Genomic DNA, 21,324 nt, shown 5'->3' on the forward strand with positions numbered 1-21,324 from the left:
AGAAACGCTGCTATAATTTTCAAACAATTCAAAATTAAATCACTTATACAAAAAAATTCTAGAGTTAAATAAATTGCAAAATGGTTAGGATCTGTGCCTAACTTTAAGTCTGCATTTCAAACTCTAGAATTTTTAGTTTATGCTAATTAATCTCCAAGCCCAATGCGCTCAAAGATTTCATTGACACGCTTAGTATAGTAGGCTGGATTGAAGATTTCGTCGATTTCTTCTTGGGTCAGACGAGAAGTGACTTCTGGGTCTGCTTCCAGCAGCGGTTTGAAGTCCACTTGGTTATCCCAAGACTGCGCCGTCTTAGGCTGAACAAGGTCGTAAGCTTGCTCGCGGGTCATGCCTTTTTCAATCAAGGTCAGCATGGCACGCTGGCTAAAGATCAGTCCAAAGGTAGAGCCCATGTTGCGCTTCATGTTTTCTGGGAAGACCGTCAGATTCTTGACGATATTGCCAAAGCGGTTGAGCATGTAGTCAATGAGAATGGTCGTATCAGGCGTGATAATGCGCTCCGCTGATGAGTGCGAAATATCACGCTCGTGCCAGAGGGACACATTTTCATAGGCCGTCACCATGTGACCGCGAATGACACGCGCTAGACCCGTCATGTTTTCTGAACCGATAGGGTTGCGTTTGTGAGGCATGGCAGAGCTGCCCTTTTGACCTTTGGCAAAGAACTCTTCCACCTCACGCTGCTCAGATTTTTGCAGACCGCGGATTTCTGTTGCCATACGTTCAATGGATGTGGCAATGCTGGCTAGCACTGCAAAATATTCTGCATGAAGGTCACGTGGCAAGACTTGGGTTGAAATCTCCTGCGGGCGAATACCAAGTTTTTCGCACACATAAGCTTCAACAAATGGTGGAATATTAGCGAAGTTACCAACAGCACCAGAGATTTTCCCAGCTTCCACACCAGCGGCAGCATGTTCAAAACGCTCGATATTACGCTTCATTTCGCTGTACCAAGTCGCAAGCTTGAGACCAAAAGTCGTTGGCTCCGCATGGACACCGTGGGTACGCCCCATCATGATGGTGAACTTGTGTTCCTTAGCCTTATCAGCGATGATATTAAGGAAATTATCCAAATCCTTGCGAATAATGTCATTGGCCTGCTTGTAGAGGTAGCCATAAGCCGTGTCCACCACGTCCGTGGACGTCAGCCCAAAGTGGACCCACTTGCGCTCCTCGCCAAGACTCTCAGACACCGCACGCGTAAAGGCCACCACATCATGGCGGGTCTCCTGCTCAATCTCCAGAATCCGGTCAATATCAAAATCCGCCTTCTCGCGAATCTTGGCCACATCCTCCTTAGGAATCTCACCCAGCTCAGCCCAAGCCTCGTCAGCCAAAATTTCCACTTCCAACCAAGCACGGTACTTGTTTTCCTCACTCCAAATAGCCGCCATCTCAGGGCGTGAATAACGATTGATCATTTTTGCTCCTTTAATACTTAAAATTAAAATCTGTTCCACAATTTACTAGTACTACATTTTTTGTTAACATTTTTAAATATAGTTTATTAACCGGCTTCTGTTCGTTGGTTCCACTTGATAATATATATATATAATCCAACTCACCTTTCTTATACTTTGTAAGAACTATCTTTTTCCAATTAGAATTATTCCTTATTAAAATATAAATAAAATATCTGAAAAACCATAATTTTTCTGTCATTCTAGAACGATTATTTTCATAAAATTGATGGACCTCTGAGAAAAGATTTTTAATTCTCTCTAGAAATTTGTTATCATCAAAGTTATTTTGTAAATAGATGATTGTCAATAAACACAACGAATAGTCATCAACATCTGTATTTATCTTTTCTATTAGTTCACTCTCACTAAAAATAGGACTATTAAAAAATAAAACTATATACAATAATATCTGATATCTCTCTAAATCAAACTTATTTTGATGATAATGTGATAGTTTATTTTTAAAAGTATCTTTATATTCTAAGATATACTCTGTAAATATATCTCTTACTCTATCCTTGTGGTTTCTAAAATGGACATCTATCAAACTAAGTAATCTATTTGATAATTCTGGCTTACTAAATGTAATATCGATTAATCTTTTTAATAGATTATACCCAGTTATAGAGTCATTATCTAGCATAATTGCAACAATATCTTGTCGAGAAAGTTTACCGAATGCGATATCTAAACCAGTATACACTGTTTTCAAACTTCCTTTATTTCCCTCATTTTCATTTTTTTCGCAGAATTGAATGTAATTCTTTATTATTTGCCTTTTCTTTTCTATATTGGTAGACGCGTTATATATCCCGTGTAATTCTAAATAATTGAATATATCAACTTTATCATTTTTATCTCTAAAAGGAAACGTCTCTACCTTAGTCTTTTCACTATTCAAATATAAATTATTTTCTCTGCAGATTAAATTAAACTTTTCAAGAAACCTATTCTGTTCCTCCTCGTTATTGAATGCAAATATAAAATCATCAACATATCTTTTATAAATAAACCCCTCATCAAACATACGTTTATCAAAATAACACATATACAACTCTGCAACAATTCTACTAATTAGATTACCAGTTGGAATTCCGTGGGTCTCACCATATTGTGAAATTTGAATGAGCTTGTCTAAACGATTTTCAAAAGAACGTGGATTGGTCTGAAATGTTTTTTTTGACTCCCATTTACCTAAAATCATCCAAGAAATGCTATGAGTATATAATGTAGGGTAAAAGTTAGATAAATCCGTATGTAATCTATATTTTCCACTAAAAAGCAACTGTTCCTCTATTTCTTTTTGCTTGGAGAATGTAAGTTCTTTTGAATCAAAATATTTTGATGTTGATTGAATATTATCAATAAACATGGATATAAATCTTGATTTGTGTGTAATAAGGAAGGAGGACAGCTTTAAATATGAATATATATTAGGTAATTTATACTGTCTCCTTAATAAGTTATCTTTAGGAATATTAAAATATGTTGGTTCTGTCCAAGTATCTCTTTGAATACTTAAGGTAGATATATTTATTTTATCTAAAAAATCATCAAAATTAAACAATCTATGATAAAACACATCTGAATTTGGATATTCTTCTAAGGTAACATTTTTTGACTTTTTATATGAGTAATATCCATACTTTATTAGATATTCATTAGTAAATAACTCATCATAATATGTATTTAAATTATCGTTGATTCCTCTAAAATCCATAATAAAACCTCAATCAACTATTCAACTTAAAACTCCTCCACATTGTCAACATCCTCTGTCAACACGGTTACATGTCCCATTTTGCGGTTATGCTTTGCTTCTAGTTTACCATAAAGATGGAGGTGGGCGCTAGGATTTTCTGCGACGTACTGCTCAGCTTTTTCGACATGCTGGCCGAGGACATTGAGCATGACAGCTGGGGCGTGGAGGCGGATTTGAGGAAGGGGTGCCCCAAGCACGCCTAGGATATGGGTATCAAATTGTGAAAAGTCACAGGCTTCGATGGAATAGTGCCCTGAGTTGTGAGGGCGGGGGGCGATTTCGTTGACAATGATATCATCGGCTGTCGCAAACATTTCCACGCAGAGAGTGCCTGAGAGATTGAGTTTTTTAGCAATTTGTACTGCCATGCTCTTGGCCTTCTCAGCCAATTGGTCTGAGATACGGGCTGGGACAATGGTTTTTGAGAGGATGTTGTTGCGGTGGATATTTTCCTGAACAGGGAAAACCGTCACGTCCTTGCCATTGCCCGACACGATAACCGAGATTTCAAGGTCAAAGTCCACAAACTCTTCCAAGACACACTCGGCCAAGTTTGCTAATTGGTTCGCGGCAGCTAAATCGTCGCTGGTTTTGATGACGACTTGACCGTGACCATCGTAACCGCCTGTGGCTGTTTTCAAGACGTAAGTCTTGCTCAAGTCCAAATCTTCTAAATCCAGACTGGAAGTCACCACCTTATAAGGAGCGACCGTCACGCCAGCCTTGTTGGCTAGGAAATCTTTTTCAAAGATACGGTTTTGCGAAATGCGCAGCAAGTCAGTCCCCTGTGGCAGCTGACCAGCCTTGATGACCGCGTCCAATCCGTCGGCATCAACATTCTCAAACTCATAGGTGAGCACGTCGCAACGCGCAGCCAATTCTCGCAAGGCATCCACGTCATCGTAAGGCGCCACAACCATCTCAGACACGCGTGAGGCAGGACAGTCCGCCGTCGGATCCAGCGTCACTACCTTGTGCCCCATGTAAATAGCGGAAATGGCCATCATCTGACCCAGCTGACCGCCGCCAATAATACCAATGGTTTTAGTTGAGCTCATCCGTTGATGCCTCCGCGATTTTTCCTTGTTCTTCTGCAAAATGAGCTAGCGCTGTTGCCAAATCTTGATCTTCAATTGAGAGAATGCGCAGAGCAGTCAGGGCAGCGTTGGTCGCTCCCGCTTCCCCAATAGCCATAGTTGCCACAGGCACGCCGCCCGGCATTTGCACGATAGAGTAAAGTGAGTCAAGACCTGAGAGAGCACGCGATTTGACAGGCACACCGATAACGGGCAGCGTTGTTTTGGCTGCTACCATCCCCGGTAAGTGCGCTGCACCGCCAGCACCGGCAATAACGACCTTGATGCCGCGGTCACGTGCTTCCTCTGCATGTTTGAACATAAGGTCAGGTGTGCGGTGGGCAGAGACGACTTTTTTCTCATAAGCCACACCGAACTTATCTAAAACTTCTGCTGTTTTTTGCATGGTTGCCCAGTCAGATTTGGAGCCCATGATAATAGAAATAATTGGTTTCATAATAAGATACAAAGGGACGTTTCGGCTTACCGAAAATTTCCGTAGAAAAATAGGAAAATTAACGACAACGCTTGCGTCTAGGCAATTTTATCTTTTTTCCTAGGTCTTAGTCCCGTGTTCAGTTAGGACTACTAACTAAACATTCCTTTCTTTAGTATTCAGAAGCGATTGTTTTCTTCCTTTTTTGACAATCACCTTAGGTTTGTGGGGTCGTCAGCAACCACTTTCAATGTCTCATGACTAACTTGAAATCCTAAAGTCTCAACGTTTCCCGCGAGCGTAACTGAAAATTACGGTCTTTTCACTACGACGCCCATTATCCTTTTTGGCGACCTGCGGTCGCTTGAGCTAGCGCTATATTTTATTTGATTATCTATAAAAATTATTTTTCTTTACCTATGTCTTGGGCATCAATAACCCTATAACCTTGTTTTTGTAATGCTTGTGCAAATAACCCGCTACCCGTAATTTTATTGCCAGTAAAACTACCATCATAAATCTGATTAACACCACAAGATGGACTTCTCGACTGAAGAATCGCAAAGTCAACGTCTTTTTCGACTAAGAGAGAAAGTGTACGCTCAATTCCTTCTTGAAATTCTTTATCATAAAAATTTCCATCAACATCACACACCCTTCCCTCTAAAATTTCTACAGGGGGTCTCGGCACTGGCAGGCCACCAGCAACTTCTGGACAAACTGCTATAACCTCTTTATTTGCAACAAAGTCAATAACAGCCTGATTGTAATTATTGCTCCCATTATATTTGCAATTTTCCCCTAACAGACAGGCGCTAATTAAGACACAGCTTTTTTTATCTTTCAATGGCCTTACTTCCAATATCATGTCGGTAAAAGAGGCCTGTGGTGTTTTGTTTATCAAGCTGGGCGTAAATTTTGTCCTGCGCAGCTTTGACGGTATCGGCTGTGGTAACGAGCATATAGACGCGTCCGCCGTTTGACAGCAATGCTTTGCTATTGCCATCAAACTTAGCCCCTGCATAGTAGGTGATGATATCGCCGTCGGTCTTTTCTGGCAGAGGCAGGCCTTTTTCGTAGGCGAGCGGATAGCCATCTGAAGCGACCACCACACCGAGGGTCACGCCCGCGTCCAGCCACGTGATGTCAGGCGCCTTGCCAGCCAAAATGTCCGTGATGTTCTGCGCAAAGTCAGAAGTCAGGCGCGGTAGGATAATCTGGGTCTCGGGATCGCCAAAGCGGGAGTTAAACTCAATAACCTTAGGACCATCAGCCGTCAGGATAAGCCCCGCGTAAAGCACGCCCAGATAAGGACGTCCTTCCTTAATCATGCCCTCAAGCACGGGCTTGACAATACTGTCAACCGACTGGTCAATCACGCTTTGAGGCAGGTGAGGCACCGGTGCATAAGCCCCCATGCCACCCGTGTTTGGCCCCTTGTCACCGTCGTAGGCACGCTTGTGATCCTGCGCCGCAGGCATCACGTAGAACTTGTCGCCATTGACAAAGGCAAAGAGGGAGAACTCCTCACCATCGAGAAATTCTTCGATAACCACACGCGCACCGGAGTCGCCGAACTTATTGTCCAGCAGCATCTCATGCGCTGCTTCGACCGCCTGCTCCACGGTCTCTGCCACAACCACGCCCTTGCCCAGCGCCAAGCCGTCCGCCTTGACCACGATAGGAGCGCCCTGCTTTTCGATATGAGCCTTTGCTTCCTCGAAGTCGGAAAATGTGCCATAGGCTGCTGTCGGAACGCCGTATTTGACCATGATTTCCTTAGCAAAATCCTTAGACCACTCCAGCTCCGCTGCTAACTTAGTCGGACCAAAAGCTTTAAGCCCAGCCTGATTAAAATCATCAACGATACCAGCTGCTAAAGCGTCATCAGGACCAATGAAAGACCAAGCAATATCATTTTCCTTGGCAAAATCAATGAGCTTAGAATGTTCGGAAATTCCTATATTAACCAAATCCAACCCATCAAGCGTCATGCCATCATTTCCGGGCGCAACAAAAACCTGCTCCACCTGCGGAGACGCCAATAACTTCTTAGCAATCGCATGCTCACGACCGCCAGAACCAACAACCAAAAGTTTCATAAACAAGATACCAAGAGCGAACAGAAAGCGATAGAGTTTTAGGGAATCAGTGCAGTGTGTAGACACAAAAGACAACTTCTCTAAATCTCGAGCGTTCCGATCGGGTTCAATTCCTTTCGTTTCACGAATTATATAGGACTATTATAACAAAAAAGTTCGGTTCAATCCACTTGAACATAAACTTTGAATATAATCAAATTCAAACTAAGATAAATGTTTTTCTAATTCCAATAACCGTTCTCGTAATTGCCGTATTTTAAACCTATCAATGCGTTCTAGCTCTACTGAATCAATCTTATCATCAATGGTTTCTACTAATTTTCTTATATCTGGAATCTCTTCATGATGGAAATCCTTTGCATTTGATATATGTAAATATTCCGTATTAATATAACTCATTAGATAGTCTGCCTTACTTCCAATACATAACATATAGGATTCTACATAATCATATTCCAAAATATATTTAAAAATATTAACATCCACGAACGGTGTATTATTGGTTATTTTCTTTACTGCTTGATTATCATCTTTAAAAATAGCATCAAGTAGTTGTAGATTCTTATTTTTTTGATTCTGCTCTTCCAGTTTTTTTATTAATTCACTGATTCTATTTTTTAACTCTACGTCCGTTATTCCAGAAAAGACAATCTCATCTCTCAATGATTCAATCGTACTGCTATTATTGCCTTCATTTTGAATCATTTTAATAAATTCTTCTCTAACAATATCCAATTTATCTGCTTCAATAAATAACAAGTCTAGCTTTTTGAACTGATAAAGAAGATCATACAGTCTTAATAATTCCTTGTAGGAGTAATCATTATTGATTACTTCACATACTGCTTGCTCTTGTAGATCATGGATTTCACTATCCGAAAAACGCCTAAAATTTTGCAATGATTCATAAGCTTGCATTTTTCTATTAGGATAAAAAGTGCTTTCCCAACTATTTACATAGTTATTAGTATTCCACACACCATTGAGAACATACTCATTGAGAACATCTGAATATACTATTAATGCATCAAACAAAGGATTCTTATTATGATATTTTTTGATTATCTTATCCATTATCTTTTCAGAATTGTCATCTCCAAATGTCCAGAAAAATCTTTGAAAGTTATGGCTCTTCAATTCAGGCAAATTACCATCTGACAGTCCTCCCTGTTTATACTCATTGGTTATTACAAATATGTTTAAAAATATTGATTTTTTGATTTCTAAATTTCTCTCTTCTAAAAGTTTATTAATCTCAGAGAACAGTTTAGTTTCTACAAACTCAAAATTATCAACTATACTAAATAAAGTTCTTAAATTAACTTCACCAATATTTCTATAAGATATTGATAAAATATCCAATACCCAGTCTAAATTTTGTTTAATAAAGTCACTTTGACTTTTTGAAGATATTATCTCTTTCAGCCCTCTTTCATCATAGTTAAAATGGATCGTCCTTCCTATGACTTTTTCTTTTATTTTTTTATACTTATCTGAAAAAGAAATCTCCTTTGAGTTTGACACTATAATTACCCTGCATCTTAAAGTTTCAAGTAAACCATTCAAAATGAAGCCAAGAACATCCTGAATTTGAAGTTTTCCGCTGAGCCTTTCTAAATCATCAATAATAACAATAACTTTGTTGCTTGTTTCAGCCAGCTTCTTATCTTTCATATATTCTAAAATATAATCAGACAACAAGCCTACCGAGCTAAAAATCATATTATCTGAAATCCATGGTGAGGTCTTAATTTTTCCTAAGAGCCCATGGGCTTTCTTTATTAAGGGGCTTTCTTCAAGCTCCATAAAGATTTTATATAATAAATCTTTTTTTAACTCTGACAATTTGTCATAGCCGTAAACAGAAAAATAAATAGTTTTATGCTTACTTTTAAATTTTTGTTGCATATTATTTTTTAAATAATAAGTTTTGCCGCTCCCCCAGTCTCCGTCAATTTGAAGAGCGTAACCATCTGTACCATTAATGTAATTTTCAATAGCATTATTAAGATATTCCATATTTTCCCCTATACAAATTTTTCCTCATTATACCAAAAAAGCAAGCCTCTCGGCTCACTTCTTATATTTTTATTTCCTCAAAACACGTTCCCAATTATTGGTAAAACCCAAGTGGTGCAAATGGATACTAGGTTGGTATTTGGTAAACAAGGCTTTTAAACGCGGGATAAAATGGTTATTCCATTTGTCGCTATCAATATAAAGTTGCTTGAGAGCGTATAATTGTGCCATGAAGCGATTTTTAATTTTGGTATTTTCAGCCATAAAAGGCGGAAGCTGACCAGCGGTTATAAAAACTTTCTTTTACTTTGTGTAATCCTCCATGATGTGTTGAATTTTGGGCATGATGCGGTGCATAATGACAAGATTGGCATAAACGACCGCCATCGTTAAAACAAGTGACATGATAAAAACTGGTATTGAGTAAATAACATGCCAATAGTGGGTAATGATGAGAAGCACCAGCGGAATTTGCAGCGTTACCGTAACAACTCCAGGCACATACCCTTTAAACTTAAAACACATCACATAGTGCATGATGAAATGAGAGGTATAAGCCAGTACAAAAGACAGATAAAGTAGGTCATTCTGCGTCATTTGGCAAATAGCTGAAATCAACAGCAAGATGACAAACTCCTCCAAGACACCTGTTGCAAAGGCAGAACCGTTGGTCGTTGCTCCAAAGAAAGGAGTTTTCATTTTCTTCAGCACTTGCTGATGTTTCTTTTTCCACAAGGGAACAAAGATAATTTCTTCAAAATCGTGTAAAATAAATAAAATGGGTAGCATCCAGATATTAAAAAGACTATTCACAATTTGACCTCCTTAAAGTGTAATAAACTATTGTGCCATCTCCAAAGATTCGCTATAGTATAGTTAGTTATCACATGTGATAAGAACAGTATAAAAGAAATATCGAAAAAAACCATAGGATAAACAAAATTGGCACAGGTTGGCTCAAAATGTGACAAAAAGAGGATTATTATGGAATACCAAACACGGCAATGGCTAGAAGAAGCCTTATTTGATTTGTTAGCTACTAAACGTTCTTTACAAAATATCAGCATTGCAGAACTCAGTGAGCATGCTCAAATTTCCAGAAGAACCTTTTATCGTTATTATCATTCTAAAGAACAGGTTCTTACAGATTATTTGGATCGTTTGATTCAAGGTTATATCACTGAACTTCAAAAAAGAAATCTAGGTGGCTTTTCTGACTTGGTCAAAACATTTTTCCATTATTGGTGCAGGTATACCGATACTCTAAAAATCTTACAAGATGCCAATCTGTCACTATTTGTCTTGCAACGATATCATGATATGCTGCCAAATGTTTATGACAGTATCAGATTGCCGTGGCACATAAAAAATGACAATCAAAGACAGATCATATATGACATTCAATACATCAGCGGGGGGCTTTATAGTATGCTTGATGAATGGCTCAAATCTGATTATCAAACGATGACTGCGGATGAACTGGCAGCCCTTGCTTTAGATACTATAAAACGACTGAATTAGCATAAAAACTTAACACACTTGAACAAACCTAACTCCAGCCCACTTCTTATAAATATCTTTCTTGTGTCCGCCGTTAATAGCTATTTCAATCTTAAACGCTGAAAGTGTGACAAAATTGTTAGTAGCCACTGCTATGAAAAAGATACGATCACTGTTTGAGCTTTAGCTCATTACAGTGACGGATGCCGAACTAGTTCGGCGAAAGTTTTGACAATATCCGTTGTAGCGTCAGCTACTTACGGATAACTATGCAAGGTTGTCCCAAGAGTTAGATTTGCAAAATCCTTTCAAACACAGCAAAAGAGCTAGACTTGCATCTAGCTCTTTCTAGGAGATTTATGAAAAAGAAAAGTTTTAGGAGTCCTATTGCTAGGATGGTTATAGTATAGCTGGACTAGCTTAAGACAGGCTTAAAGAAAACTTGCGGAAAACTTAAAATAAGCACCCTAACGTTTGGGGTGCTTATTGCTATTTTCGAAATTCTTAATGTCTAAAATGACGAACTCCTGTAAATACCATGGTAATACCATATTTGTCTGCCATGTCGATTGATTCTTGGTCACGGACTGAACCACCAGGTTGAATGATTGCTTTCACACCTGCGGCAGCAATTTCTTCAACGTTATCTGCAAATGGGAAGAAAGCGTCTGAAGCAAGGACAGCACCGTCAAGACGATCTTTGGCTTGGTCAAGAGCGATACGAACAGAAGCCACACGATTGGTTTGACCAGGACCAACACCAAGTGTCATGTGGTCATTTGTCACAATGATACCGTTAGATTTTACGTATTTGATAGCTTTCCAAGCAAATTCGAGCGCTGTTTTTTCTTGATCGTTTGGTTGACGTTTTGTCACAACTTTCCAATCAGCTGGATTTTCTTCGACAACATCTTGGTTTTGTACCAAAAGACCTCCCACAACACCCGTGTATTCTTTCTCAATTTCACTCTCATCTTGCGCATCAAAGGCTAACTCAAGAAGACGGAGATTTTTCTTTTTATTGGTTAAAATAGCTAGCGCTTCTTCTGTATAGCTTGGTGCAATGATGATTTCTAAGAAAATCGGGTGCATCTTTTCAGCCGTCGCAGCATCTACTTCTCTGTTGAGAACAACGATGCCTCCGAAAATGGATACAGGGTCAGCCTCATAAGCATAATCCCAAGCTGTCTCGATGTCATCTGCTTGACCGATACCACATGGATTCATGTGCTTAAGTGCCACAACCGTTGGACGATCTTTAAAATCACGGATAATACGAATGGCCGCATCCGCATCACGAATGTTATTAAAGGACAATTCTTTACCATTCAACTGTTTAGCTGAAGCAATAGAGTAATCCGTTGGCAAAGCTTTTTGATAAAAATCTGCATCTTGTTGTGGATTTTCTCCATAACGCATGGGTTGTTTGAGGTCATAAGTCAGAGTTAATTTTTCAGGCTTAGTTTCCCCGACTTGTGCCGTAAAGTACTCTGCAATCAAGGCATCGTAAGCCGCTGTATGACGGAAAACTTTCGCTGCTAGGCGTTGACGAGTTTCAAATGTTGTCTGACCTGCGTCAGCCAATTCTTCCAAGACCACCGCATAATCAGCTGGATCAACCACAACCGTCACACTTGCATGGTTTTTGGCTGCAGAGCGAAGCATTGAAGGTCCACCAATGTCAATATTTTCAACCGCATCAGCATAAGTCACATCTGGTTTCAAGATGGTTTCCTTAAAAGGATAAAGGTTTACCACCACCAAATCAATCAAGCCAATTTCATGGTCTTGAGCCGCCTGCAAGTGACTTTCTGTGTCACGACGCGCCAAGAGTCCGCCATGAATCTTTGGATGGAGGGTCTTGACCCTTCCGTCCATCATTTCTGGAAAACCGGTCACATCGTCAATGGCGATGGTAGCAACCCCAGCATTATCAAGGGCAACCTTGGTCCCCCCAGTTGAGATAATCTCCCAACCAAGTTTTGTCAATTCTTGGGCAAAGTCAACAATGCCCGCTTTGTCTGATACACTAATCAGTGCGCGTTTAGTCATGTTTTCTCCTTTGTTTAAATAAATTTTCAATTACCTACTTTTATTACGAATAGGCTACTACCACTCAAACTCATAAGCAATATACTCATGTGAAAATTCATAACCTAATTTTTTAGCTAAATCTAGTGAATTTTTAGTGTGCGCATCCCAACTTGGGTAACGATTTTGTTTTAAACATTCTAGGATAAGTTGAGCTGCTACAGCCTTTGCTAATCCTTTTCGTCTAAAATCTGGGTGAGTATCAACTTCAATTTCAATGCCATCTTTGTATGTTGAGTAGGATGAAGCACCAGACACAATCTGGTTCTCATAAACAATAACATAACCCAATCCCAACCTCAAGAACTCTTCAACATCCTTGTAGTTAGCAACTAAATCTTGTGACCAGAATTCCTGCAGACACTGCTGATAAAGATTTTCATTGATTGATTTTAATGCAAAATCACTCGGTAGATTAGCTGCCAGTTTCTCCAATCGCTCCGTATCAAAAACTGTATCTTTTTTTGTTGCATAGCGGGTAAAGGGTTGAGCAATGTCCTCATAAGCTTCATCAATCAGTTTTACCCAAGCCTCATCCTCTGGAACCAAAATGATATCTTCGCCACGACAAACTTCTATTAAAGAAACTGTTGGTTGTCCAGCTAGAAAGCCAAATGAAGCACATCTGCCAATTTTAGCAAGAGCAGACTTTGGATTCTCCACATCATCGACTAATACCTCTCCCATTACACCTTGTAAGCAAGACCATATAAGTGTCTCTTCCCAACCTTCAAAAAGATCAGCAATTTGCTCTTTCATTACTTTCTCTTTACCCCCAGTAACTCTAAGACCTCTGGATAAAGCTGATACTCTGCTTCGTGAATACGAGCTTCAAAGCTTTCAATGGTGTCATCAGCCAAGCGTGGCACACGTACTTGTTTGATGACTTTTCCTGTGTCCACACCGCTGTCCACCCAGTGAATCGTGACACCCGACTGGTCCACTCCCGCTTCCCAAGCATCTTCAATACCATGAGCTCCTGGAAATTCAGGTAGGTAGGCTGGGTGGATGTTGATGATACGACCTTCGTAAGCGGCCAATAAGGTCGGTCCTACGATTTTCATGTAACCTGCCAAGCAAACCAAGTCAATGTCATATTCTTCAAGTAAAGCAACGATTGCCTCTTCGTAAGCGACTTTGTTGTCAAACTCCTTGAGTTCAAATGCATGGGCTGTCACACCGAGTTTTTCTGCACGCTCTAAGACATAAGCATCTCGGTGATCTGAAAAGACAAAGTCAACGGGAAATTGCTCTGCAATCACCTGGAAGTTTGAGCCATTGCCAGAAGCAAAAACTGCAATTTTTTTCATTACTTAATCACCACACTTGCATCAGCTTTTTTCACGATGCGACCAAGTTCGTAAACAGGCTCGTCAAGCAAGGCTTTCACACGCTCAACCTTATCAGGACTGACTGCCAACATCAAACCAATACCCATATTAAAGATTTCAAACATCTCTTCATGTTTGATGCTACCATATTTCTCAATAGCCTTAAAAATTGGAAGAACAGGAACTTTATCTTCTTCGATTTCAGCCGCTAAATCATCCGCAAACATACGTGGAACATTTTCAATGAAACCACCGCCAGTGATGTGGGCAATACCGTTAACTAACTCTTCCTTGATGAGTGGAAGCACTGCTTTCACATAGATGCGTGTTGGCTCAAGAAGAACGTCTTTCAACTGTTTACCCTCAAGCTCTGGAAGGACCTCTTCACCCGTATAATCAGCAAAGACGCGACGGACAAGTGAATAACCATTTGAATGAATCCCACTTGAAGCAAGTCCAAGAAGAACATCTCCCTCAGCAACCTTTGAACCATCAATGATTTGTGATTTTTCAGCAACACCTACTGCAAAACCAGCCAAATCATAATCATCTTCACCATACATACCAGGCATTTCAGCAGTTTCACCACCGATAAGAGCTGCGCCAGATTGAACACAACCTTCAGCAACACCTGCAACGACTTGTTCAAGTTTTGCAGGTTCATTTTTACCAGTTGCAATGTAATCTAGGAAGTAAAGTGGTTCCGCACCAGCTGCAATGATATCGTTGACACACATGGCCACACAGTCCTGACCAATGGTGTCGTGCTTATCATATTTGATGGCAAGCATGAGTTTTGTTCCCACACCATCAGTTCCTGAAATCAAAACAGGTTCTTTCACACCAGTTTTTGTAAGGTCGAACATACCACCAAAGCCACCAAGAGCTCCCATAACACCTGCACGCTCAGTACGCGCAACGTGTTTTTTGATACGTGCAACAACTTCATAACCCGCTTCAACATCAACACCAGATTGAGCATAAGCATTTTTTGTCATAATATTTTTCCTTCTCTTTTTTTGTCAAAAAACCATTTTGGAGATTGCGACGTTTTTTCAGTCAAACCATCATTTTAACTGAAAAAACTAGTCAGGTCTTTAGCTTTGGTCCCATAGGACAAAGCGTCCACTGACAAATGCTTTAGCCTTTAGTCAGTGGTAAGACATGGGGCGTAAGCATTTTTATTTTCTGTCATTTTCTTTCCTTTCTTTGGAAATAGCAGAGCTGTCCTCTAACTTGATCTGCTTTTCTAACTCAATTCGAAGTCCATGATGTTGCCAGGCAGAAACACCTAAAATGACAGCTACTAACATTGGTAACCAAGCTTTTGAAAAGCCATGTTGAAACCAATTCCAGATGCCACTACCAAGACCAATAAACACCAAGACGATTTCAACGAAGACGAAACGCTTCAGCCTTGAAAGAATTTTTATCACTACTATTTCTTCACATTTTCAATATAAAAGCTTGTCTTTTCCTCTAAACTTCGAAGGTACTCTTCTTCATAATCATAAAGAGGGGTAGGATAATTCCCATCAAAGTAAGCTACACACAAACCACCATTTGGCGCATCTGTATCAAGACCGATTGATTCAATCAAACCGTCAATTGACAAGTAAGTCAAGCTATCAGCACCAATAATCTCACAAACTTCATCTTTGGTATGATTAGCTGAAATCAATTCACGGCGATTTTGAATATCAATACCGTAGAAACATGGGTATTTCAATTCTGGACTACCGATTGCCACATGAACTTCTGTTGCACCAGCTTCACGAAGCAAACGAACGATACGGCGTGATGTTGTTCCACGTACGATAGAATCATCAATCATAACTACGCGCTTACCTTTAACAACACCAGATACGGCTGAGAGCTTCATGCGAACACCTTGTTCACGCAACTCTTGTGTCGGTTGAATGAAAGTACGTTGTGTGTACTGATTTTTCACCAAACCCATTTCATTTGGGAGACCTGACTCTTCAGCAAATCCCATCGCTGCTGAAAGTGATGAATTTGGTACACCAACGACAATGTCAGCTTCATATTGGAATTCTTGTGCCAAACGTTTCCCCATATTTTTACGAGCCGTGTGAACATTGACTCCATAAATATCACTGTCAGGACGTGCAAAATAGATGTATTCCATTGAGCAAATGGCAAGCTGTGTATCATTTGTGTAAGTGTCGTGCTGAATGCCATTGTCATCAATGATAACAAGTTCTCCCGGTTTTACATCACGGACCCATTTAGCACCAACCACTTCAAAGGCACACGTTTCACTTGATACTACCCAAGCACCATTTGCCATTTTCCCAATTGACAACGGACGAAAACCATTTGGGTCAAGCGCAGCAATCAATTTATCTTCTGTCATCAAAAGATAAGCAAAGCCACCTTTGACAGTGTTCAACGCTTCTTTGACTTTACCGATAAACTCAGGATTATGGCTACGACGAATCAAATGCATTAGAATTTCAGTATCAGATGAGGCATTAAAAATCGCCCCTTGGTCTTCCAATTCTTTTTTTAATGATACTGCATTTGTCAAATTACCATTGTGGCAAAGCCCAAATTGCTCGTCTGTAAAGTTGTAAAGAAATGGTTGAATGTTATTAATAGACGCAGAGCCAGCAGTCGCATAGCGAACGTGACCAATAGCTGCAGTTCCTGTTAATTTTTCCAAATCAGCAGGATTTTTAAATACTTCTGAAAGAAGACCAGTATTACGGTGCTGAAGAAGTTTGCCGTTATCGTTTGTGACGATACCAGCACCTTCTTGACCGCGGTGTTGAAGACTGTGGAGTCCAAAATAAGTCACTTGAGCTGCTTGAGGGTGCCCCCAAATCCCAAAAACACCACATTCCTCATTTAAAGATTTTACTTCGTATGTCATTTTTACCTCGATACAAAGACCGTTAAGCACACCGTCAAACTAGGAAAGTGACAGAAAATCCTGATTTTCTAGACGCTTTATCTTTTTAACACAGTGCTTAGGCCGTGTTCAGTACAGCATGTAATCTACTGTGATTATTTCCCTGTAAAGTAGGCTACTGCACTTTCAAATAATTTTTGGTCTTTATTTCCTGGAATATTTTGGAAAAGACCTTTTTCATAACGTTCTGAGTGTCCCATTTTACCGATGATTTGACCATTCTTGCTTGTAATACCCTCAATCGCATTAACAGAGCCGTTTGGATTGTACTTAGAATCCATACTTGGTTTACCATCAAAGTCAACGTATTGGCTGAAGATTTGTCCATTATCTCGTAGCTGTTCAAACTCTTGATCTGTTACCACAAACTTACCTTCCCCATGAGAAACTGGGATAGCATGAACATCACCCACTTCCACACCTGAAAGCCACGGTGAATTCGTATTGGCAATACGTGTTTCAACCATTTTCGCCACGTGTTGGTTAGCATCATTGTAGAAAAGAGTTGGACTTGTTTCAGTCGCATCTTCAAAGTTACCGTATGGAAGTAGACCTGATTTGACAAGCGCTTGGAATCCATTACAAATACCAATGATGAGACCACCTTTTTCAATAAAGCTGTCAATGGCTGCGCGGACTTTTTGGTTCAAGAGGATGTTAACAATGAATTTAGCCGAACCATCTGGCTCATCCGCTGCTGAGAAACCACCTGCAAAGAAGATGATATTAGCCTTGTCAATGTTGTCAACCATTGTGTCAACTGATGCTTCAATAGCTGCTTCATCAAGTGTTACAAACGGTACCAAGTTAACTTTTGCTCCTGCTTGTTCAAAGGCTTTGGCTGAATCGTACTCAGAGTTTGTACCAGGGAAGACTGGAATATAAACCAATGGTTCAGAAACTTTTTCACTTGCTTTAATCACTGCATCTGAAGCAACTGCTGGAACATCTTCAAGTTTTGTACTTTGTTCAAATTCAGTTGGATAAACATCTTCGAGTTTGCCTTCAAAAGCTAACAAAAGTTTATCTCCTGCAAGGTTGACACCATTGACAGCAAGTGTAAAGTCAGCTGTAGTTTCACCGATTTTGCTAGCTTCAGTAATTTCTTCAGTAGATGTAAAGATAAAGCCACCGAGTTGTGCTGTCAAGCTAGTTGCAAGCTCTGCCAATTCTACTTTAGCACCGATATGGTTACCAAAAGCTGCAAGTGCCAAGCTTTCAATTACACCACCATATTTAACAGCTGAAGCTGATGTGATATGGTGTGCTTTTTGAATCGCTTCAAATTTAGCAAAATTAGCTTTAATCAAATCAAAATCAATCTCTTGTGAAATAGCTTGCCCTGGAATGTAGTAAATGTATTCATCAGCTGCTTTAAATTCTGGCGAAAGAACATTACGACTATCAGCTGTTGTCACACCAAAAGCAACCAATGTTGGTGGTACTGTCAATTCTTCAAAGGTACCAGACATTGAGTCTTTACCACCGATTGATGGCAAACCAAGTTGTAATTGCGCTTCGATTGACCCAAGAAGGGCTGACACTGGTTGTCCAAAGCGTTCAGCTTGTTTATCCATACGTTGGAAATACTCTTGATAAGAGAAGCGTGCTTTAGACCAATTCGCACCTGTTGCCACCAAACGCGCTGTTGCTTCGATAACAGCGTAAGCTGCACCATGATATGGTGACCATTCAGCAATATAAGGGTTGAACCCTTGAGCCATAACAGAAGCTGTTGTTGTTACGCCATTTTGAACAGGAAGTTTTTGAACTGAACTTTCTGTTGGCGTGATTTGATAACGACCACCAATCGGATGGTTAACCGTTGAACGACCAACAGAGCTATCAAAGATAGTTTGTAAACCTTTTTGACTGGCATGGTTAAGGTCAGAAAGAACATTTACGGTATCAGATTCAAGTGTCGCAGCTGAAGTTGTACGTTGTTCTGGCATGTCAACTTGACTGTCAACAACATTAGCATCAACCACCACGCGCACACCGTTTGTATCAAGGAAACGACGTTCAATATCAACGGTTGTTTGACCATTCCAAGTCATAACAAGATTTGGTTTTTCAGTAACTGTGGCAACCACTACCGCGTCAATATTTTCTTTGTGACACTCTGCAATAAAGCTATCCACATCTTTCGGACGAACCACAACAGCCATCCGTTCTTGTGATTCAGAAATGGCAATTTCAGTTCCATTAAGTCCCTGGTATTTCAAAGGCACTTTGTTAAGGTCGATTTCAAGGCCGTCAGCTAATTCACCAATTGCCACACAGACACCACCAGCACCAAAGTCGTTTGATTTTTTAATGAGGCGAGTCACATGACCATTACGGAAAAGACGTTGAATTTTACGTTCTTCAATGGCATTCCCTTTTTGTACTTCTGCACCAGCTGTTTCAACAGATTCAACCGTTTGAACTTTAGATGAACCAGTTGCACCACCGACACCGTCACGACCAGTTTTACCACCGAGAAGAATAACCACATCACCAGCTTCTGGTTTCTCACGAACAACATTTCCCTTAGGAGCTGCACCGACAACGGCACCGAGTTCCATACGTTTAGCGACGAATCCTGGGTGGAAATATTCTTTAACATAAGTTGTGGCAAGACCGATTTGGTTACCATATGAAGAATAACCATGTGCCGCTGTTTTAGAAATCACTTGTTGTGGCAATTTACCAAGACGTGTTTCTGCAATTGGTCTTGTAATATCACCAGCACCTGAAATACGCATGGCTTGATAAACATAAGAACGTCCTGACAATGGGTCGCGGATTGCACCTCCGATACAGGTTGCGGCACCACCAAAGGGTTCAATTTCCGTTGGGTGATTGTGTGTTTCGTTCTTGAACATCAAAAGCCATGGTTCTTTAACACCGTTCACATCAACTTCAATTTCAACCGAACAGGCGTTAATTTCGTCTGACACTTCCATATCGTCCAAGCGACCATTCGCACGTTCATAACGACCAAAGATTGTCGCCATGTCCATCAATGTTTGTGGCTTTTCAGAACGTCCAAGCTCATCACGCATAGCAATATATTTATCATAAGTTGCCTGCAATTGTTTTTGGAATTTAGACGCTGAGAAGTCAATATGTTTAAGCTCAGTTTCAAAAGTTGTGTGACGGCAGTGGTCTGACCAATAAGTATCCAAAACTTTCAATTCTGTTTCCGTTGGTACGCGCCCAATTGATTTGAAGTACTCTTGGATAAAGACAAGGTCATCAACTTCCATCGCCAAACCTTGCTCAGCTTTATAATCAGCAAATTCAGCCGCTGTATAAGTCTTGAAGAAGTCAAGATTTGGAATCGTTTTATCTGATTCTGAGAATGCTTGTGGCGCAATTCCTGTCGTAATATCTTTAAAACGAGAATCTACTGGATTAAGAAGATAATTCTTAACCGCATCAAGTTCAGCAGTATCAATATCCTTGTTAACAAGATAAAGTTGAGCAGTATTGACAGTCACATCGTTATTGCTGCCAAGTAAAAGCAAAGCTTCTTGTGAGGACGCTGCACGTTGGTCAAATTGACCTGGAAGTGATTCAATAGCAAAGAAAGCGTAGTTAGCAAGTTCAGCAACCACATCACTCTCAGCCAAAATATTATCCGTTACTTGTTCGGAAAAAATGTGTTTTTCAGCACGTTCGAAAAGCGAATCTGCCAAATCAAAAACATCGTAAACTTGAATAATGCGTAAATCAGTCAAACTTGTTAATTGAAGATTATGTTTGAGTTCTTTAACAAGCGCCTGAGACTTAATGTTAAAATTTGATTTTTTCTCAACGAAAATTCGTTTATTCATTTTTTACCCTTTTTAGAATTCTTCTTTCTACTTGATTTAGAAATTACAGTTTTTAGTTAAGCCCTTTGAGTTTGTCAAGGACAACTTCGTAAACATCTGTCAAACTACCTAAATCACGACGGAAAACATCTTTATCCATGTGGTGACCTTCAGCATCCCAAAGACGGCAGTTATCTGGTGAAAATTCATCTGCAAGAATAATTTTGCCATCTTTATCTTTACCAAATTCCAATTTGAAATCAATCAAATTAAGACCAATTTGGCTGAACCAATCTTTCAAAAGTTCATTAATACGACGTGTTTCTGCTTTGATATAGGCAATATCTTCATCACTTGCAATACCAAGGAATTTTACGTGTTCATCATTGATAAACGGATCATCCAAATCATCATTTTTGTAGTAAAATTCAACGATTGGAGTATCTAATTTGATTCCTTCTTCAACACCAAAGCGTTTTGAGAATGAACCTGCAGTGACATTACGCAAAACAACTTCAAGTGGAATGATATCAACTTTTTTATTTAATTGTTCGGTTTCTGATAATTGTTTAACAAAGTGAGTGGCCACACCAGCAGCATTTAATTTTTCAAAAATAAGAGATGAGATTTGATTATTTAGCACGCCTTTACCTTGAATAGTCTCTTTACGAGCGCCATTGAGCATGGTAGCTTGGTCTTTATAAACCGAAATAATCAAATTCTCATCTTCAGATGTGGTATAGATATCTTTGGCTTTTCCTGTATAAATAAGTTGTCGTGACATG

The 21,324-nt window shown here is 39.8% G+C and carries 17 protein-coding genes and 1 pseudogene; 1 reads left to right on the plus strand and 17 read right to left on the minus strand.

Annotated features, from left to right (window positions below):
• Positions 1-146 precede the first annotated feature (146 nt).
• From purB to A3I7_RS0103725, 9 genes and pseudogenes are all read right to left on the minus strand, one after another.
• Positions 147-1,445: an adenylosuccinate lyase gene (gene purB / locus A3I7_RS0103685; protein ID WP_018375434.1), complete on the minus strand. Its 1,299-nt coding sequence runs from the start codon at positions 1,443-1,445 to the stop codon at positions 147-149.
• A 10-nt stretch (positions 1,446-1,455) separates the two neighbouring features.
• Positions 1,456-3,207 carry an RNA-directed DNA polymerase gene (locus A3I7_RS0103690; RefSeq protein WP_018375435.1) on the minus strand — a complete coding sequence of 584 codons (1,752 nt, stop codon included), beginning with the start codon at positions 3,205-3,207 and terminating at the stop codon, positions 1,456-1,458.
• Between the two features lie 26 nt (positions 3,208-3,233).
• Positions 3,234-4,307: a 5-(carboxyamino)imidazole ribonucleotide synthase gene (gene purK / locus A3I7_RS0103695; protein WP_018375436.1), complete on the minus strand. Its 1,074-nt coding sequence runs from the start codon at positions 4,305-4,307 to the stop codon at positions 3,234-3,236.
• A complete protein-coding gene (purE, locus tag A3I7_RS0103700) occupies positions 4,294-4,782 on the minus strand; it encodes a 5-(carboxyamino)imidazole ribonucleotide mutase (protein ID WP_026217116.1) in 489 nt (162 codons plus the stop codon). Before purE ends, purK begins: the two co-directional genes overlap by 14 nt.
• Before the next feature lie 382 nt (positions 4,783-5,164).
• Positions 5,165-5,608, minus strand: coding sequence for a 2-thiouracil desulfurase family protein (locus tag A3I7_RS0103705; protein WP_018375438.1), 444 nt, complete (start codon positions 5,606-5,608; stop codon positions 5,165-5,167).
• A complete protein-coding gene (gene purD, locus A3I7_RS0103710; RefSeq protein WP_018375439.1) occupies positions 5,598-6,863 on the minus strand; it encodes a phosphoribosylamine--glycine ligase in 1,266 nt (421 codons plus the stop codon). The genes A3I7_RS0103705 and purD overlap by 11 nt, the downstream gene beginning before the upstream one ends.
• 204 nt (positions 6,864-7,067) lie before the next feature.
• A complete protein-coding gene (locus tag A3I7_RS0103715) occupies positions 7,068-8,882 on the minus strand; it encodes a P-loop NTPase fold protein (RefSeq protein WP_018375440.1) in 1,815 nt (604 codons plus the stop codon).
• Positions 8,883-8,951: 69 nt separating this feature from the next.
• Positions 8,952-9,164: pseudogene (locus A3I7_RS0103720) on the minus strand (Abi family protein); the annotation flags it as partial.
• A gap of 21 nt (positions 9,165-9,185) precedes the next feature.
• Positions 9,186-9,695, minus strand: coding sequence for an HXXEE domain-containing protein (locus A3I7_RS0103725; protein WP_018375442.1), 510 nt, complete (start codon positions 9,693-9,695; stop codon positions 9,186-9,188).
• Between the two features lie 171 nt (positions 9,696-9,866).
• Between A3I7_RS0103725 and A3I7_RS0103730 the strand changes: the two genes are divergently transcribed.
• On the plus strand, positions 9,867-10,403 hold the full coding sequence (locus tag A3I7_RS0103730) for a TetR/AcrR family transcriptional regulator (RefSeq protein ID WP_018375443.1): 537 nt from the start codon (positions 9,867-9,869) through the stop codon (positions 10,401-10,403).
• A gap of 483 nt (positions 10,404-10,886) precedes the next feature.
• On the opposite strand, the gene purH is transcribed toward A3I7_RS0103730, so the two are convergent.
• The 8 genes from purH to purC all read right to left on the minus strand — a co-directional run bounded on the left by purH (position 10,887) and on the right by purC (position 21,323).
• Positions 10,887-12,434: a bifunctional phosphoribosylaminoimidazolecarboxamide formyltransferase/IMP cyclohydrolase gene (purH, locus tag A3I7_RS0103735; protein ID WP_018375444.1), complete on the minus strand. Its 1,548-nt coding sequence runs from the start codon at positions 12,432-12,434 to the stop codon at positions 10,887-10,889.
• Positions 12,435-12,491: 57 nt separating this feature from the next.
• Complete coding sequence (locus tag A3I7_RS0103740) at positions 12,492-13,232, minus strand: GNAT family N-acetyltransferase (RefSeq protein ID WP_018375445.1); 741 nt, start codon at positions 13,230-13,232, stop codon at positions 12,492-12,494.
• Complete coding sequence (gene purN / locus A3I7_RS0103745; RefSeq protein WP_018375446.1) at positions 13,232-13,783, minus strand: phosphoribosylglycinamide formyltransferase; 552 nt, start codon at positions 13,781-13,783, stop codon at positions 13,232-13,234. The genes A3I7_RS0103740 and purN overlap by 1 nt, the downstream gene beginning before the upstream one ends.
• Complete coding sequence (gene purM, locus A3I7_RS0103750) at positions 13,783-14,802, minus strand: phosphoribosylformylglycinamidine cyclo-ligase (RefSeq protein WP_018375447.1); 1,020 nt, start codon at positions 14,800-14,802, stop codon at positions 13,783-13,785. Before purM ends, purN begins: the two co-directional genes overlap by 1 nt.
• 183 nt (positions 14,803-14,985) lie before the next feature.
• Positions 14,986-15,240: a hypothetical protein gene (locus A3I7_RS0103755; protein ID WP_018375448.1), complete on the minus strand. Its 255-nt coding sequence runs from the start codon at positions 15,238-15,240 to the stop codon at positions 14,986-14,988.
• Positions 15,241-15,242: 2 nt separating this feature from the next.
• A complete protein-coding gene (gene purF, locus A3I7_RS0103760; RefSeq protein ID WP_018375449.1) occupies positions 15,243-16,700 on the minus strand; it encodes an amidophosphoribosyltransferase in 1,458 nt (485 codons plus the stop codon).
• Positions 16,701-16,834: 134 nt separating this feature from the next.
• Entirely contained in the window at positions 16,835-20,560 is a 3,726-nt protein-coding gene (locus A3I7_RS0103765) for a phosphoribosylformylglycinamidine synthase (RefSeq protein ID WP_018375450.1), read from the minus strand.
• Positions 20,561-20,612: 52 nt separating this feature from the next.
• On the minus strand, positions 20,613-21,323 hold the full coding sequence (purC, locus tag A3I7_RS0103770; protein WP_018375451.1) for a phosphoribosylaminoimidazolesuccinocarboxamide synthase: 711 nt from the start codon (positions 21,321-21,323) through the stop codon (positions 20,613-20,615).
• Between the last annotated feature and the right edge of the window lies 1 nt (position 21,324).

Source organism: Streptococcus orisratti DSM 15617 (assembly GCF_000380105.1).
Classification (GTDB): domain Bacteria; phylum Bacillota; class Bacilli; order Lactobacillales; family Streptococcaceae; genus Streptococcus; species Streptococcus orisratti.